This is a genomic window from Nocardia sp. NPDC003183 (assembly GCF_053590715.1).
This window is the reverse complement of record NZ_JBSFTG010000007.1, coordinates 1-16,733: the sequence shown is the minus strand read 5'-3', so window position 1 is coordinate 16,733 and position 16,733 is coordinate 1. Positions and strand designations below refer to the sequence as shown.

The following is a 16,733-nucleotide window of genomic DNA, read 5'->3' as shown; positions in this document are numbered from 1 at the left end:
GGACATCGACATCGCACCGGGAGGTCGCATGGACGCCGAGTTCTCACGGCAGGTCCACGACTCTACGGTGCCGGTATGCGCGATGATTGCCACCCTCCTCGCCGCGCCCTTCGGCCCGTGTCCGCCCCATCGCCACACCGACCCGCAGGAGTAGCGCGATGACAGCCTCGGAACAGACCGCGACCAAGAAGATGCCGCTGCTGACCTTGTCGGCGATGGTGGTCGGCTCCATGGTCGGTGCGGGCGTCTTCTCGCTGCCGCGCAACTTCGGCCAGGCCACCGGCGGATTCGGCGCGATCATCGCCTGGACGATCGCCGGCACCGGAATGCTGATGCTGGCGTTCGTCTTCCAGACGCTGGCCGTGCGCAAACCAGACCTCGACGCCGGTGTCTACGCCTACGCGAAGGCCGGCTTCGGTGAGTACCTCGGTTTCTTCTCCGCGTTCGGGTACTGGGCCAGCGCCTGTGTCGGCAATGTCAGCTACTGGGTGCTGATCAAGTCCACCCTCGGGCAGGTGCTGCCCATCTTCGGTGAGGGCAACACCGTTCCCGCGGTCCTGCTGTCGACGGTGTGCATCTGGGCGTTCCATTTCATGGTGCTGCGCGGGATCCAGGAAGCCGCCACCATCAACCAGATCGTCACCGTGGCCAAGCTGGTGCCGATCCTGGTGTTCATCGTGGTGCTGCTGTTCTACTTCGACCCCGGTGTCTTCGCGGACAACTTCTGGGGCGGCGACGCGTATTCCGAATCGCTGGTCGAACAGGTGCGTTCGACCATGTTGGTGACAGTGTTCGTGTTCCTCGGCATCGAGGGTGCGAGCGTGTACTCCAGGTACGCGCGCAAGCGCGAGGACATCGGTCGCGCCACCGTGCTCGGCTTCCTCAGCGTGCTGGCTATTTTCGCGTCGGTGACCATGGTGTCGTTCGGCATCATGCCGCGTGACGAACTCGCCGTGGCGCAGCAGCCGTCGATGTCGCCGGTCTTCGAATCCGCTGTCGGTACCTGGGGTGCCTGGTTCATCAGTATCGGACTGATCATCTCGGTCCTCGGCGCCTACCTGGCCTGGACGCTGATGGCCGCGGAGGTGCTGTTCGTGGCGGCGAAGGACCGGGACATGCCGTCGTTCCTGGCTCGGGTCAACGCCGCGAATGTGCCGGTGGTCGCGCTGATCTTCACCACCGTGCTGATCCAGATCGTGCTGGTCACCACGCTGTTCTCCGACGACGCGTTCACCTTCACCCTCAAGCTGTGCAGTTCGCTGTCGCTGGTGCCGTACCTGCTGGCCGCGGCCTACGCGCTCAAGCTGGCCTACACCAGGGAGACCTACGAGCGGATCCAGCCGGGCGACCGCACCAAAGAGCTCGTCATCGCGTTCGTCGCCACCTTCTACACCGCGTTCATGCTCGTCGCGGCCGGCCTCGAATTCCTGGTGCTGTCGTGCATCATCTACGCGCCCGGCACCATCCTGTTCGCCCTGACCCGTCGCGAGGCGGGCAAGCGGATCTTCTCGCTCTGGGAGGCGGTCCTGTTCGGCGCCGTCGCCCTCGGCGCCGTTGTCGGCATCGTCGGCCTGGCGACCGGCGCCATCTCGATCTGAGTCCGCCCGATCTTTCGAGGAGCAGAAATGACCGGAACCCCCGCCACCGCGTTCGGCGTCCATTCCGAAGTCGGCACACTGCGCAAGGTGCTGGTCTGCGCGCCCGGCCTGGCGCACGAACGGCTCACCCCGACCAACTGCGACGACCTGCTCTTCGACGACGTGCTGTGGGTGCAGAACGCCAAGCGCGACCACTTCGATTTCATGACGAAGATGCGCGACCGTGGCGTCGAGGTGGTCGAGCTGCACAATCTGCTCGCCGAGACCCTCGCCGTGCCCGGCGCGAAGGACTGGATTCTCGACCGCAAGATCGTGGCCAACGAAGTCGGGCTCGGGCTGATCGACGACACCAGGGCCTACCTGGACTCGGTGGACGACCGGACCCTGGCGACCTACCTCATCGGCGGACTCGCGACCGCGGACCTGCCCGCCGAATTCCGTTCCGGTTACCTGGCGCTGGCGCGCGAGCAGGCCGGGGTCCGTGAGTATCTGATGCCGCCGCTGCCGAACACGCTCTACACCCGCGACACCACCTGCTGGCTCTACGGCGGCGTCACCCTCAATCCGCTGTACTGGCCCGCCCGGCACGACGAGACGCTGCTGATGGCGGCGATCTACGCGTTCCATCCCGACTTCACCGGCGCGAAGGTCTGGTGGGGAGATCCCGAACAGGATTGGGGGCTGGCCACTTTCGAGGGCGGCGATGTGATGCCGGTCGGCAACGGGGTGGTGCTGGTCGGGATGAGCGAACGGACGTCCCGGCAGGCGATCACCCAGGTCGCCGCGTCGCTGTTCGCCGCCGGTGCCGCCGAGCGCGTGATCGTGGCGGGGATGCCGAAGCTGCGCTCGGCCATGCACCTCGACACCGTGTTCACCTTCGCCGACCGCGACCTGGTGACGGTGTATCCCGACATCGTCTACAACATCCACCCGTTCTCCCTGCGGCCCAGCGACCGCGCACCCGGTGTCGAGGTGACCGAGGAGACCGCGCCGTTCCTCGACGTGGTGGCCGCATCGCTGAACCTGCCGAAGCTGCGGGTGGTGGAGACCGGCGGCGGCTACTACGCCAACGAACGCCAGCAGTGGGACAGCGGCAACAACCTGGTCGCGGTCGAACCCGGCGTCGTGTTCGCCTACGACCGCAACACCCACACCAACGCGGCCCTGCGCAAGGAAGGCGTCGAGGTGATCACCATCGTCGGCGCCGAACTCGGCCGCGGCCGCGGCGGCGGCCACTGCATGACCTGTCCGCTGATCCGCGACGCCGTCGAGTTCTGAACGCGGCGATCAGCGGGGGCGCACCTCGACGCGGTTGTCGTGGAACACCGCGCCACCGCCGTAGTCCGAATCTCGTTCGGCGATCGTGGCGTTCACGGTGGCACCGCCGGTGAACTTCGCCCAGCGGCCCTTGGTGGTGCCTGCGACTCCGGGCCGCACCCGGTCCGATACCTCGGCGACGGCCTCGAAGGAGCCGCGATCGTTGGAGACGACCACCGCGGCGCCGTCGGCGATGCCCCGCGCGGCGGCGTCGCCGGGGTGCAGGGTGATGCTGGATTCGCCTGCGCGACGCCGCAATTCCGGGTTGGAGCCGAAGGAACTGTTCAGGAAGTAGTGCGAGGCGGCGGAGATCAGCACCAGGCCGTCGCCTGAATCGGCGGGGGGTGTGTAGTCCGGCAGCGGGTCGTGACCCGCCGATTCCGCTCTGGCGGAAACGAACTGGAGCTTGCCGGCGGGCACCGGACCGGCCTGCACCTTGAGGAATCCCTCGGCCCTGAGCCGGTCGAGGTCGTAGCCCTTCAGCAGCTGGCCGGCCAATTCTTCGTCGGAGTCGTACAGCGCCGGTTCGGTCAGACCCAGCCGATGCGAGAGTCTGCGGAAAGTCTCTGTCGTGGACAGGCATTCGCCCGGCGGCTCGACGGCGGGCTCGTTCCAGATCAGGTAGAGGTGGCCGTAGCCGGCGAGCACGTCGAGGTGCTCGGGTTGCATCGTGGCGGGGAGCACGATGTCGGCGTAGTCGACGGTGTCGGTGCCGAAGTGCTCGAGGACCACGGTGAACAGGTCCTCGCGCGACAGCCCCTCGATCACGCGACGCTGGTCGGGATTCGAGCCGACCGGATTGGCCCCGATCACGAACAGTGCCTTCACCGGCGGCTCATCGGTCTCGAGCAGGGCTTCGCCGAGTCTGGTCATCGAGAGTGTGCGGACCGGGTGCGCCAGCAGGTCGTCGCGGGTCAGCGCGGCTTCGTCGAGCCGGAAGTGCCCGCTGGTCGAATAGTGCAGTCCCCCACCGGGTATCGCCCAGTCGCCGGTGACACCGGGCAGGCAGGCGAGCACGCGCAGGGCCATCCCGCCGCCGGCGTGGCGCTGCATGCCCTGGGAGGCGCGGATCGCGGTCGGCCTGGTGCGCGCGATCCGCGCACCGAGCGCGACGATCTGATCTTCGGGAACGCCCGTGATCGCCGCGGTGCGTTCCGGCGTGAATTCGGTGATGCGGTCCCGGAATTCGGGCCAGCCCTCGGTGTGTTCGGCGATGAACTCCTCGTCCTGCGCGCCGAGCGAGACGATCACGTGCAGCAGGCCGAGCGCCAGCGCCGCGTCGGTGCCGGGCAGCGGGGCGATGTGCTCGTCGCAGCGTTCGGAGGTCTTGGTGCGCACCGGGTCGATCGACACCAGGTACGCGCCGCTGTCCTGCACGAACTTCCACAGATGATGGCCGGAGGTGAGCGGGTTGGTGCCCCACAGCAGGATCAGTTTCGACTGCGCGAAGTCCTCGGGGTCCATGCCGCCGGAGGTGCCGAGGGTGTAGCGCAGGCCGGTGCCGCCCGCGACCGAGCAGATGGTCGGCGCGTGATGCGACGCCCCGAGCAGGTTGAACATCCTGCGCCCCGGAAAGCCTTCCAGCCCTTGGATATAGCCCAGGCTGCCGGTGCCGTGGAACGGCCAGACCGCCTCACCACCGAATTCGTCGATGATGCCGGTGACGCGCGTGGCGATCTCGTCGAGCGCATCGTCCCAGCTGATCCGCTCGAACTGGCCCGACCCCTTCGGCCCCACCCGGCGCATCGGATACCGGAGTCTGCCCGGCGCGCCGACCTGCTCGAGATACCGGTTCACCTTCACGCACAGCGCACCGCGCGTGACCGGATGGTCCTTGTTCCCGCGCAGCCCCGTGGCCACCCCGTCCTCGACGGTCACCACCCACGAGCACGCGTCGGGGCAATCGAGCGGGCATGCACCGAGCACCTTCACCAGGCCATCATAGGTGGGATGAATCACCCCCGCCGGGGCCGGACGTGCCCGCCGCGCTGCGGCGCTGGGATGTGGCGACCCAATGGTGGCGAACGAAGAGTGGTCCCCGGCGAAACCCGCCGAGGACCACCATTTTTCGAACGGCGGAGCTACTTCTTGTCGGCGTCGAGACGCTCGATGATCGTGACGTTAGCCGTGCCGCCGCCTTCACAGATGGTGAGCAGGCCGTAGCGGCCGTTCACCCGCTCGAGCTCGTTGAGCAGCGTGGCGAACAGCTTGGCGCCGGTCGCGCCGAGCGGGTGGCCGAGCGCGATGGCCCCACCGTTGACGTTCACCTTCGCGGGATCGGCGCCGATCTCCTTGATCCAGGCCAGCACCACGGGGGCGAAGGCCTCGTTGATCTCGATGACGTCGATGTCGTCGATGGTGAGGCCGGTCTTCTCCAGCGCCCACTGGGTGGCCGGGATCGGCGCGCTGAGCATGAAGATCGGGTCGGCGCCGCGCGCGCTGACGTGATGGATGCGGGCGCGCGGGGTGAGGCCGTATTCCTTGACCGCCCATTCCGAGGCGAGCAGGGTGGCGCTGGCGCCGTCGGAGATCTGGCTGGCCACCGCCGCGGTGAGCGGGCTGCCCTCCGACAGCGGCTGCAGCGACGCCATCTTCTCCAGGCTGGTCTCGCGCGGACCCTGATCGACGGTGAAGTCGCCGACCGGCACGATCTCGTTGTCGAAGCGGCCCTCGGTGATGGCGGTCTTGGCGCGCTGATGACTCTGCAGCGCCCAGCGCTCCATGTCCTCGCGGCTGATGCCCCACTTCTCGGCGATCATCTCGGCGCCCTTGAACTGGGAGACCTCGCCGGTGCCGTAGCGCGAGTCCCAGCCCTTGGCGCCGATGAACGAGGACTCGAAGCCGTAGGGCTTGGCCGCGAGCATGGCGGCGCCGATCGGGATGGCGCTCATGTTCTGCACGCCGCCTGCCACGATGACCTCGGCGGTGCCGCTCATGATGGCCTGCGCGCCGAAGTTGATCGCCTGCTGGCTGGAACCGCACTGCCGGTCGACGGTGACGCCGGGGACCTCTTCGGGGTATCCCGCGACCAGCCACATGGTGCGGCCGATATTGCCCGCCTGCGGGCCGAGGTTGTCGACACAACCGACGATCACGTCGTCGACGACGGCCGGGTCGATGCCCGTGCGCTCGACGAGCCCACGCAGCGCGGCCGCGCCGAGATCGGCGGAATGCACCTCGGCCAGCGCGCCACCGCGCTTGCCGACCGCGGTACGCACCGCATCGATCACATAGGCCTCCCGCAACGGGGCATAGGGGCGGCGCTCGGCGGATGCGGTCATGATGGAACTCCTATTTCGCGGTGCTCCCGGGCAGGGTCAGCCCGTCGAGCACGATGGTGAGATATTGCTGGGCAAGGTTTTGCACGGTGATCGGGCCACCGGGGGTGTACCAGCGGACCGCGACCCACACGGTGTCGCGCAGGAAGCGGAAGGCCAGTTCCACGTCGAGTTCGGGCCGGAAGCTGCCGTCGGCCACGCCGGCGGCGAGCACGCGGTGCCATAGGTCGCGGAACTCGGTGTTGAAGTCGCGGATATAGCCGAACCGCTCGGCGTCGCGCAGGTTCTTGGCCTCGGCCTGGTAGATCGCGACGGCGGCGTGATGGCGGTCGAACGACTCGTAGGACGCGATCACCAAGGACTCCAGGGTGTCTCGCGAGCTCATGCTCGCGCCCGCGATCTCGCGGTAGCGACCGAACAGGTCGTCGAGGAATCCGCGCAGGATCTCGTCGACCATCGATTCCTTGGAGTCGAAATGGTGATACAGGCTGCCCGACAAGATGCCCGCCGAGTCGGCGATATCGCGCACCGTCGTGGCGCGCAGTCCACGTTCGGCGAACAGGTCGGCGGCGAGGTCGAGGAGTTCGGCGCGGCGGGTGCGTTTCACGGTGTCGGGTGCGGTCACACCCGTCATCGTACAACCAAGCACTTGCTTGGTTTCGGAGAACCCGCCACGGCGATCATGCGCGCTGGCTGCTCACCGAGACAACCTCGCCGGTCAGATACGAGGTGTAGTCACTGGCCAGCATGGCGATCGTCGCCGCTACTTCCCACGGTTCGGCGGCGCGACCGAAGGCCTCGCGCTCGCTGAGCGAGTCGAGCAACTCGGTCGAGCTCACCTTGTCCAGGAACGGGTGGCGGGCGATGCTCGGCGCGACGGCGTTGATCCGCACCCCGAATTCGGCGGCTTCGACCGCGCTGCACCTGGTCAGCGCCATCACCCCCGCCTTGGCGGCGGCGTAGTGCGCCTGGCCGTGCTGGGCACGCCAGCCGAGGACGGAGGCGTTGTTCACGATCACGCCACCGTGGCCCGCGCCGCGGAAGTACCCCAGCGCCGCACGGGTGCAGCGGAAGGTGCCGGTGAGGGTGATGTCGAGAACCTGGTCCCACTGCTCGTCGGTCATGTCGACCACCGGGGTCTCACCGCCGAGGCCCGCGTTGTTGACCATGATGTCGATCCGGCCGAGTTCGGCGGCCGCGTCGGCCAGCAGCTGATTCACCTGCGCGGTGTCGCGGACATCGCAGACCACGGCACCGACCCGGCGCTCGGGGAACTCCTTGGCCAGCAGCTCGGCGGTCTCGGTCAACCGGCGCTCGTGCCAGTCGGAGACGACCACGTCGGCGCCCTCTTCGAGGAGCCTGCGCGCGGTCGCCGAGCCGATGCCGGTGCCCGCGGCGGCGGTGATCACGGCCGTCCGGCCCGCGAGCAGGCCGTGTCCGGGGATCGAAGCCGGCGCGATCGACAGGGACTTGTTCGCGCCCGAATAGGTCTGCTCGGTCACGGGCGTGCCTCTCGCGGGAGACCGAGCACACGCTCGGCGATGATGTTGCGCTGCACTTCGTTCGAACCTCCATAGATCGTGTCGGCGCGGCTGAACAGGTACAGCCGCTGCCATGCGGTCATGTCGTCGGGGCCGGTGAGCAGGCCCGTCGCGCCTTGGACGGCCATCGCCAGTTCGCCGAGGTCGCGATGCCAGTTGGCCCACAGCAACTTCGACACCGAGGCGCCGCCCGCGTCGTCGTGGTCCTCGCTCATGGTGCGCAGCGCGTGCGCGCGCAGCACCCGCAGTCCCACCCAGGCGCGATCGAGGCGATCGGCGATCAGCGGGTCGTCGGCGGCGCCGGTGCGCCGGGCCAGGTCTTCGATGTCGGCGAGCTCGCGCGCGAAGCGGATCTGCTGGCCGAGGGTGGAGATGCCGCGCTCGAAGGTGAGCGTGCCCATCGCGATTCGCCAGCCGTCGCCCGGCGCGCCGACCACCAGGTCCGCGTCGGTGACGGCATCGTCGAAGAAGACCTCGTTGAACTCGGAGGTGCCGGTGAGCTGTTCGATCGGCCGCACTTCGATGCCCGGCTGGTTCATCGGGACCAGCAGATAGGACAGGCCCTTGTGACGGCTCGAGCCGCGCTCGGTGCGGGCGATGACGAAGCACCAGTCGGCGACGTGCGCGAGCGAGGTCCAGATCTTCTGGCCGTTGATCACCCACTTGTCGCCGTCCAGGCGCGCGGTGGTCGAGACGGCGGCCAGGTCGGAACCGGCGCCGGGCTCGGAATAGCCCTGGCACCACAGTTCGCCGACCGAACGCACGCCCGGCAGGAAGCGCTTCTTCTGCTCCTCGGTGCCGAAGGCCAGCACGGTGGGGCCGAGCAGTTCCTCGCCCACGTGCGAGACCCGCGCCGGCGCGTCGGCCTTGGCGTATTCCTCGTGGAAGATCACCTGCTGACGCACACTGGCGCCGCGACCGCCGTATTCGACCGGCCAGCCGAGGCAGGTCCAGCCCGCCGCGGCGAGGTGGCGGTCCCAGGCCAGCCGCTCGTCGAAGAATTCGTGTTCGCGGCCGGGTCCACCGGTGCCGCGCAGGTCAGCGAACTCGCCCGAAAGATTTTCGGCGAGCCAATCGCGTATTTCCGCGCGAAACTCCGCGTCGGAAGTCGCGGTATCGGAATCTGAGGTCTGGATCACGCCCACCTCGGTAGGATAACCTACCAAGCACTTGCTTTGTTAGCTGCTTCGGAAGAACAGCGAACCGCACAACGGTGAGGACCCCGTGACACCCCCTGCACAAACCACTCCGCAGGCGCTGCGCCACATCGCAGCGGCGCATCCGCACGAGCCTGCCCTGATCGACGGCGCGATCCGCCTGGACTGGACCGAGCTACTCGACCAGGTCCGGGTGGCCGCCCGCGCCCTGATCGCCCGTGGCATCTCCCCCGGCGACCGGGTCGCGATGTGGGCGCCGAACACCTATCACTGGGTGATCGCCGCCCTGGCCGCGCACTCCGCCGGGGCCGCGCTGGTGCCGCTGAACACCCGCTACGTGGCGGCCGAGGCCGTCGACGTGCTGGCCCGCGTCGACGCGAAGGCCTTGTTCGTCGCCGGTCCGTTCCTCGGTCGCGATCGGGCGGCGGAACTCGCGGCGGCGGCGCCGGAACTGGGTATCGGGACCGTCGTCGTCATTCCGATCGAGAGCGAGGCGGCTCCGGCCACGGCCGAGCCCGCACGCACGACGGTGACGTGGGACGAGCTGCTCGCACAGGCCGCGACGGTGTCCGAAGAAATCGGCGAGGAGCGGGCGGCCCAGGTCTCCCCCGACGACATCTCCGACATCCTGTTCACCTCCGGCACCACCGGCCGCAGCAAGGGCACCCTCGTCGCGCACCGGCAGGCGCTGGGGGTGGTGCGCGGCTGGGTCGAGTGCTCGACCCTGCGCGCGGGCGACCGCTACCTGGTGATCCCGCCGTTCTTCCACAACTTCGGTTACAAGGCGGGCATTCTCGCGTGCCTGGTCACCGGGGCCACGATCGTGCCGCAGGCCACCTTCGACGTGCCCGCCGCGCTCGCGCTCATCGAGTCCGCGCGGATCACCGTGCTCACCGGGCCACCGACGATCTACCAGACCATCCTCGAGCATCCCCAGCGCACCGAGCGTGACCTGAGCTCGCTGCGGGTGGCGGTGACCGGCGCGGCGACCGTGCCGGTGGTGCTGATCGAGCGAATGCGCGACGATCTCGCGTTCGAGGTGGTGATCACCGCCTACGGCCTGTCCGAAACGGCCGGTTTCGGCACCATGTGCCGTCCGTCCGACGACGCGGCCACCATCGCCAACACCTGCGGCGGGCCGATCGCCGACTTCGAACTGCGCCTGTCCGACGCCGGTGAGGTGCTGCTGCGCGGACCGAACGTGATGCTCGGCTACCTCGACGACCCCGAGGCCACCGCCGAGGCCATCGACGCCGACGGCTGGCTGCACACCGGCGACATCGGCATCGTCGACGAGCGCGGCTATCTGAAGATCACCGACCGGCTCAAGGACATGTACATCACCGGCGGGTTCAACGTGTACCCCGCCGAGATCGAACAGACCCTGGCCCGGCTCGACGGCGTCGCCGAGTCGGCGGTGATCGGCGTGCCCGACGAGCGGATGGGCGAGGTCGGCAAGGCCGTCGTCGTCCGCAAGGCCGGATCGACGCTGACCGCCGACGAGGTCATCGCCTTCGCCGCAGGCAAGTTGGCGAACTTCAAAGTGCCCAGGCTTGTCGAGTTCCGCGACCAGCTGCCCTACAGCGCCGCGGGCAAAGTGCTCAAGCGTGAGCTACGTGAGGAGAAGTCGTGAGTTCCGAAACCGAGACCGAGGTCGTCACCTACGCGGTGCGCGGATCGGTCGCCGTCGTCACCATGAACCGGCCCGATTTCCGCAATGCGCAGAACTCGAAGATGACCTATGCCCTCGATGCCGCCTTCGTGCGCGCGGTCGAGGATCCCGAGGTCAAGGTGATCGTGCTGGCGGGCAACGGAAAGCACTTCAGCGCAGGCCACGACATCGGTACCCCGGGCCGCGACCACGACGTGCACTACGAGAACAAGGCCGCGCTGTGGTGGGACCACCTCGATCGCCCCGGTGGCGACCAGCGCTTCGCGCGCGAGTCCGAGGTGTATCTCGGCATGTGCAGGCGCTGGCGGGAGATCCCCAAGCCGATGGTGGCGATGGTGCAGGGCGCGTGCATCGCGGGCGGGCTGATGCTGGCCTGGGTGTGCGACCTGATCGTCTGCTCCGATGACGCGTTCTTCTCCGATCCGGTGGTCCGGATGGGCATTCCGGGTGTGGAGTACTTCGCGCATCCGTGGGTGATGGGGCCGCGCGCGGCCAAGGAGTTCCTGTTCACCGGCGACCGGTTCGGGGCGGCCCAGGCCAAAGAGTGGGGCATGGTCAACCGGGTCGTGCCGCGCGAGCAGCTGGAGGCCGAGGTGATGGGGCTCGCGGAGAAGATCTCCGCCATGCCGCAATTCGGGCTCGCGCTCACCAAGAAGGCTGTCAACCAGGCCGAGGATCTGATGGGCATGCGCTCCGGCATGGACTCGGTCTTCGGGCTGCATCATTTCGCACACGCGCACAACGCCGAGGTCGGCGCCGATTCACTCGGCGGGATGAACGCCCGCTCGATGAAGGCCACCGCCACCTCTACCGAACAGAACGGGACGAAGTAAGTGGATCTCGAGATCGACCCGGCTGCCCGGGAATTCCAGCTGGAGGTGCGCGAGTTCCTCGCCGCCAACGTACCGGCGGAGCCGTTGCCGTCGATGGATACCGCGGAAGGCTTCGCCGCGCATCGGGAATGGGAAGCGAAGCTGGCGCAGGCCCGGCTGTCCGCGGTCTCGTGGCCGCGCGAGTTCGGCGGGCGTGACGCGTCGATCCTCGAGTGGGTGCTGTTCGAGCAGGAGTATTACGCCGCGGGCGCACCGGGTCGGGTCGCGCAGAACGGCATCTTCCTGCTCGCGCCGACGCTGTTCGAGCACGGCACCCCCGAACAGCTCGCGCGGATCCTGCCGCGCATGGCGCGCGGTGACGACATCTGGGCGCAGGCCTGGTCGGAACCCGAGTCGGGCAGCGACCTCGCGAGCCTGCGCTCCACCGCACGGCGCACCGAGGGCGGCTGGCTGCTCAACGGCCAGAAGACGTGGAGTTCGCGTGCGTCGTTCGCCGATTGGGCGTTCGGCCTGTTCCGCAGCGATCCCGAGGCACAGCGCCACCACGGACTCACCTACGTGATGTTCCCGCTCACCGCCGAGGGCGTGAGCGTGCGGCCGATCCCCCAGCTCGACGGCGAACCCGGCTTCGCCGAGATCTTCCTCGACGACGTCTTCGTGCCCGACCACGACGTGATCGGCGGCGTGAACGAGGGCTGGCGGGTCGCGATGGCGACCTCGTCGAACGAACGTGGCCTCTCGCTGCGCAGCCCCGGCCGGTTCAGCGCCACCGCGCAGCGCCTCATCGACCTGTGGCGCGAGACCGCCGACCCGAGCGACACCGCGGCCAGGAACTCGGTGGTCGACGCCTGGCTCGGCGCCGAGTCCTACCGCCTGCACACCTTCGGCACCGTCACCCGCCTCACCGACGGCGGCCAGCTCGGCGCGGAGTCGTCGATCACCAAGGTGTACTGGTCCGAGCTCGACATCGCGATGCACGAGACGGCGCTGGACCTGCTCGGCTCAGCCGCCGAGCAGCGCAGCACCTGGACCGACGGCTATCTGTTCTCGCTCTCGGGCCCGATCTACGCGGGCACCAACGAGATCCAGCGCAACATCATCGCCGAACGCATCCTCGGACTGCCCCGCGAGAGCAAGCGATGAACGTCAATTTCTCGGGCCGAATCGCCCTTGCGAACACAGGAGGTCTGCGATGAGATTCGCGCTCAGTACCGAACAGCTCGACTTCGCCGCCGAACTGCGCAAGATTCTCGATGCCGGACAGGTGCCCGCAGCGGTGCGTGCCTGGGCCGACGGTGACACCACCAAGGGGCGCGCCCTGCTGCGGCAGATCGCCGACATGGGCGTCTTCGGTCTGATCGTCGACGAGAAGTACGACGGGGCGGACGCCACCACCGTCGATCTCGTGGTCGCGCTGATCGAACTGGGCCGCGGCGCCGCGCCCGGGCCCGTGATCGAGTCCGCCGCCGTGATTCCCGCTCTGCTGCAACGTCTTCCGGACGACGCACCCGCCCAGCGATGGTTGCCCGCGCTCGCGAGCGGCGAGGCGCTCGGCACCATCACCTTCGAGGCGCAGCGCGGCATCGCCCTCGACGCCGACATCGCCGAGCCGGTCCTCGTCGCCGCCGACGGCCGACTGACACTCGGCGTCGCGCCGACGGATTCGGTGACCTCGATCGACCCCGCCCGCAAGCTGTTTCGCGTGCGGGCCGAGGAAGTGATCGCCGAGGGCCCCGAGGCCGAAGCCGCCATCGACTACGCCTTCGACATCGGTGTTCTCGCCTGTGCCGCACAGCTCCTCGGTGCGGGCCGCTCGATTCTCGAGCAGACCACCTCTTACGCGAAGCAGCGCAAGCAGTTCGGTCGTGCGATCGGTGAATTCCAGGCGGTGAAACAGCAACTCGCCGACGTGCTGATCGCCTTGGATCTGGCCGAGCCGCTGGTGTACCGCGCGGCCCTCACACTGGATTCGGACGACCGCGCTCGCGATGTCTCGGCAGCCCTGGTGACCTGCGGCGACGCCGCCCATCGTGCCGCGCGTGCCGGGCTTCAGGTGCACGGGGCCATCGGCTACACCGCGGAATTCGACCTGTCGCTGTGGCTGACCAAGGTCGCGGCCCTTCGAACTGCGTGGGGCACCGCCGACTTCCATCGCGGCAGAATCGCCGACGCGCTACGCGCCGCCGAACCTGCGGCCGCAACGAGCTGAGACCCGCGATGCCACCGACGACACCGGCCGAATGCCGCGCGGGTCTGTGTCGCGGTGGCAGCCGAGTCCCGCCGAACCGCAGCCGACGCTCTCCCACCGCCGCCGCCATCACCGAGCCTTACGAGGAACCCCATGTCATCGAATGAACTACTCGAATTCCGGACCTCCGTGCGGGCCCTGCTCGGCAAGCACGCCACGTCGGCCGCGCTGCGTACCGCGATGGACACCGACCTCGGGTACGACCCGAAGTTGTGGCGGATGCTGTGCGAGCAGGTCGGGGTCGCCGCGCTCGCGGTACCGGAGGAGTGGGGTGGCGCGGGCGCCGGGCTCGTCGAATCGCTCATGGTCGTCGGCGAATTGGGGCGGACGCTGAGCGGTGTGCCGATGCTCGGGTCAGCGGTGCTCGGGGTGCAGGCGATTCTGCTGGCCGGTGACGAGCAGTCGTGCGCCCGGCTGTTGCCCGATCTGGCGGATGGGTCACGCACGGCGGCCCTGTGCTGGGCGGACGCCACCGGGTGGGATGCGGCCGGGGTCAGCGCGACCGGCGGAAAGCTCAGTGGCGCGGCCCATTACGTGCTGCACGGCGCTCAGGCCGACCTGCTGTTGGTGCTGACCGATGACGGACTGTTCGAGACGACAGCGGACGCCCCCGGCGTGGCTGTCACCGCGACCCCCGCGCTCGATCCCACGCGCAAGCTCGCCACCATCACCATCACCGATGCCCCCGCCACCCGGATCGGCACCGGCGACCCCGCCGCGCTGCGCCGCCGGCTGCGCGAGATCGCCTGGGCGGCACTGGCCGCCGAGCAGGTCGGCGCGGCCAGGCGCTGCCTCGAGATGACGGTGGAGTACACGGCCTCGCGCGTGCAGTTCGGTCGTCCGATCGGCAGCTTCCAGGCGCTCAAGCACCGGATGGCCGATATGTACGTGCTGGTCGAGTCGGCCGAATCGGCGGCGCTGGCCGCCGCACTCGCGGTGGCCGAGGACAGTCCGTCGGCCGCGGAGGACGTGTGGGTCGCGCGCAAGCACTGCACCGAGACCTTCTCCACGGTGGCGGCCGAGACCATCCAGTTGCACGGCGGCATCGCCATCACCTGGGAACACGACGCCCACCTCTATTTCAAGCGGGCGCACGCCACCGCCGAGCTGTTCGGCACCGGGCGTCGTCCGGTCGCGGCCTAGCTGTATTCATCGAAAGCCCTGGTCGCAGCTCCGCGACCAGGGCTTTCGGCATGCTGTGCGCCATTTCACCGAGCTTGGGCGCGGACCGGTCTGGATTTAGATAATTAGCTTATGTAATATAATCTCCTGTGAAGCAGACAGCGCAGCCATCGGCAGACGACATCGTGGTCGACCTGTTGGTCACCGCTGGTCGGCTCACCCGACTGGCCGGGGCGATCAGCAACGACGACCTGCCCCGTGCGGTCCTGCGGGCCCTTTCCGTGCTCGACGAGCACGGCGGGCTGCGGGTCAGCGATTTCGCCCGGATCGACAGATGTTCCCAACCGGCGGCAACGGCGCTGATCGGTCGACTCGTCACCGACGGCTTCGCATCCCGCACCAAAGACCCGCACGACTCCCGGGCAGTGCTCATCGAGCTCACCCCGGCCGGCCGGTCCCGCCTCACCGAGGCCAGACGCGCGTTCGCCGCCGCCATGGCACCCGGACTGGCCGATTTCGATCTCGATCGGCTGATCCGCCTCGATACCGACATGAACGACCTGCTGACAGCCCTTCGCTCGGTTGCCCGCGGTCATCAGTGATGCAAACAGGAGCGCCAGTGAGCACCCCCCAGCTGACTCGCGACGACAACGCCGCAACCACCAACTCCCAGCCCAAAGCCGTGTGGGCCGTCGCTTTCGCGAGCGTCATCGCGTTCATGGGCATCGGCCTGGTCGATCCCATTCTCAAGCCCATCGGCGAACAGCTGAACGCGACGCCGTCCCAGGTGTCGTTGCTGTTCACCAGCTACATGGCCGTCACCGGCGTCGCCATGCTGGTCACCGGCGTGATCTCGAGCCGCTTCGGCGCGAAGAAGACGCTGCTGTCCGGGCTGGCGATCATCATCGTGTTCGCCGCGCTGGCGGGCATGTCCGGCAGCATCGGCGAGATCATCGGCTTCCGCGCGGGCTGGGGTCTGGGCAACGCCCTGTTCATCGCGACGGCGCTGGCCACCATCGTCGGCGCGGCCACCGGCGGCGTCGCCAAGGCGATCATTCTCTACGAGGCCGCGCTCGGCATCGGCATCGCGACCGGCCCGCTGCTGGGTGGCGTGCTCGGTGGAATCAGCTGGCGCGGACCGTTCTTCGGAGTCTCGGTGCTGATGGCCGTCGCCTTCATCGCGATCGTCGTGCTGCTGCCCGAAACGCCGAAGGCCGCGCACCCCACCTCGATCACCGCGCCGTTCAAAGCCCTGCGGCACAGAGGATTGCTCACCGTGAGCATCACCGCGCTGCTCTACAACTTCGGCTTCTTCACCCTGCTCGCGTTCACCCCGTTCCCGCTGGACATGGGCACCTACGCGATCGGCTTCATCTTCTGCGGCTGGGGCATCCTGCTCGCCCTGTCCTCGGTGTTCCTCGCCCCGAAACTGCAGGCGCGCTTCGGTTCGCTGCCGATGATGGCCTTGTCGCTGGGCCTGTTCGCGATCGACCTGGCCGTGATGGGGATGTTCACCGAACACAAGGTCGTGCTGATCGTCGGTGTGGTGATCGCCGGTGCGTTCCTCGGCGTGAACAACACGCTGATCACCGAGGCCGTGATGATCTCGGCGCCGGTCGAGCGCTCGACCGCGTCGGCGGCGTACAGCTTCGTCCGATTCGGTGGCGGTGCGGCCGCCCCGTGGGTGGCGGGCAAGCTCGGCGAGCACAACATGTCGCTGCCGTTCTGGCTCGGCGCGGTCTGCACGGCCGCCGCGGTCGCGGTCCTCTACATCGGCCGCGGCGCCCTGGCCCACATCGACGACCACGACCCGGCCCCCCACTCGATCGAGGAAGCACAGGCCATCACCGTCGGCGATTGAGAGCTCTATTTTTGGAGCGCTGGCGCGCTCGAGTTCGCGGCCCCGCCGGTCCCGTCGATCAGGTGCCGTTGCTTGCTCCTTCGTCGCCTACGCAACGGCACCTGAT

At 68.4% G+C, this 16,733-nt stretch carries 14 protein-coding genes; 9 read left to right on the top strand and 5 right to left on the bottom strand.

What is annotated here, in order from left to right; genetic code table 11:
* The first annotated feature begins 158 nt into the window (after positions 1-158).
* Positions 159-1,598: a basic amino acid/polyamine antiporter gene (locus tag ACWDXS_RS21205; RefSeq protein WP_449967993.1), complete on the top strand. Its 1,440-nt coding sequence runs from the start codon at positions 159-161 to the stop codon at positions 1,596-1,598.
* Positions 1,599-1,625: 27 nt separating this feature from the next.
* Positions 1,626-2,876 (top strand): arginine deiminase, encoded by a 1,251-nt coding sequence (gene arcA / locus ACWDXS_RS21200; protein WP_378990664.1) that lies wholly within the window; start codon positions 1,626-1,628, stop codon positions 2,874-2,876.
* Positions 2,877-2,885: 9 nt separating this feature from the next.
* Here arcA and ACWDXS_RS21195 read toward each other — a convergent pair whose 3' ends face one another.
* The 5 genes from ACWDXS_RS21195 to ACWDXS_RS21175 form a co-directional block, all read right to left on the bottom strand.
* Positions 2,886-4,847, bottom strand: coding sequence for a molybdopterin-containing oxidoreductase family protein (locus ACWDXS_RS21195; RefSeq protein ID WP_387446258.1), 1,962 nt, complete (start codon positions 4,845-4,847; stop codon positions 2,886-2,888).
* Positions 4,848-4,996: 149 nt separating this feature from the next.
* Complete coding sequence (locus ACWDXS_RS21190; protein ID WP_378990805.1) at positions 4,997-6,160, bottom strand: acetyl-CoA C-acetyltransferase; 1,164 nt, start codon at positions 6,158-6,160, stop codon at positions 4,997-4,999.
* Positions 6,161-6,206: 46 nt separating this feature from the next.
* Positions 6,207-6,827, bottom strand: coding sequence for a TetR/AcrR family transcriptional regulator (locus ACWDXS_RS21185; RefSeq protein WP_378990668.1), 621 nt, complete (start codon positions 6,825-6,827; stop codon positions 6,207-6,209).
* A gap of 46 nt (positions 6,828-6,873) precedes the next feature.
* Complete coding sequence (locus tag ACWDXS_RS21180; RefSeq protein WP_378631644.1) at positions 6,874-7,695, bottom strand: SDR family oxidoreductase; 822 nt, start codon at positions 7,693-7,695, stop codon at positions 6,874-6,876.
* Complete coding sequence (locus ACWDXS_RS21175; protein ID WP_449967987.1) at positions 7,692-8,879, bottom strand: acyl-CoA dehydrogenase family protein; 1,188 nt, start codon at positions 8,877-8,879, stop codon at positions 7,692-7,694. The genes ACWDXS_RS21180 and ACWDXS_RS21175 overlap by 4 nt, the downstream gene beginning before the upstream one ends.
* A 79-nt stretch (positions 8,880-8,958) precedes the next feature.
* On the opposite strand from ACWDXS_RS21175, the gene ACWDXS_RS21170 reads away from it, so the two are divergent.
* The 7 genes from ACWDXS_RS21170 (at position 8,959) to ACWDXS_RS21140 (ending at position 16,627) form a co-directional block, all read left to right on the top strand.
* Positions 8,959-10,524: a FadD3 family acyl-CoA ligase gene (locus ACWDXS_RS21170; RefSeq protein ID WP_378990670.1), complete on the top strand. Its 1,566-nt coding sequence runs from the start codon at positions 8,959-8,961 to the stop codon at positions 10,522-10,524.
* Positions 10,521-11,396: an enoyl-CoA hydratase gene (locus ACWDXS_RS21165; RefSeq protein ID WP_378990671.1), complete on the top strand. Its 876-nt coding sequence runs from the start codon at positions 10,521-10,523 to the stop codon at positions 11,394-11,396. The genes ACWDXS_RS21170 and ACWDXS_RS21165 overlap by 4 nt, the downstream gene beginning before the upstream one ends.
* Entirely contained in the window at positions 11,397-12,539 is a 1,143-nt protein-coding gene (locus ACWDXS_RS21160) for an acyl-CoA dehydrogenase family protein (protein ID WP_449967983.1), read from the top strand. It abuts the gene before it with no gap.
* Positions 12,540-12,588: 49 nt separating this feature from the next.
* Positions 12,589-13,605 carry an acyl-CoA dehydrogenase family protein gene (locus ACWDXS_RS21155; protein ID WP_449967980.1) on the top strand — a complete coding sequence of 339 codons (1,017 nt, stop codon included), beginning with the start codon at positions 12,589-12,591 and terminating at the stop codon, positions 13,603-13,605.
* 132 nt (positions 13,606-13,737) lie between these two features.
* Positions 13,738-14,787, top strand: coding sequence for an acyl-CoA dehydrogenase family protein (locus ACWDXS_RS21150; RefSeq protein WP_449967977.1), 1,050 nt, complete (start codon positions 13,738-13,740; stop codon positions 14,785-14,787).
* 128 nt (positions 14,788-14,915) lie between these two features.
* Positions 14,916-15,368, top strand: coding sequence for a MarR family winged helix-turn-helix transcriptional regulator (locus tag ACWDXS_RS21145; protein ID WP_378990677.1), 453 nt, complete (start codon positions 14,916-14,918; stop codon positions 15,366-15,368).
* Positions 15,369-15,385: 17 nt separating this feature from the next.
* The gene (locus ACWDXS_RS21140; RefSeq protein WP_449967971.1) at positions 15,386-16,627 is read left to right on the top strand and encodes an MFS transporter; all 1,242 of its coding nucleotides are present in this window, start codon (positions 15,386-15,388) and stop codon (positions 16,625-16,627) included.
* Positions 16,628-16,733: the final 106 nt, after the last annotated feature.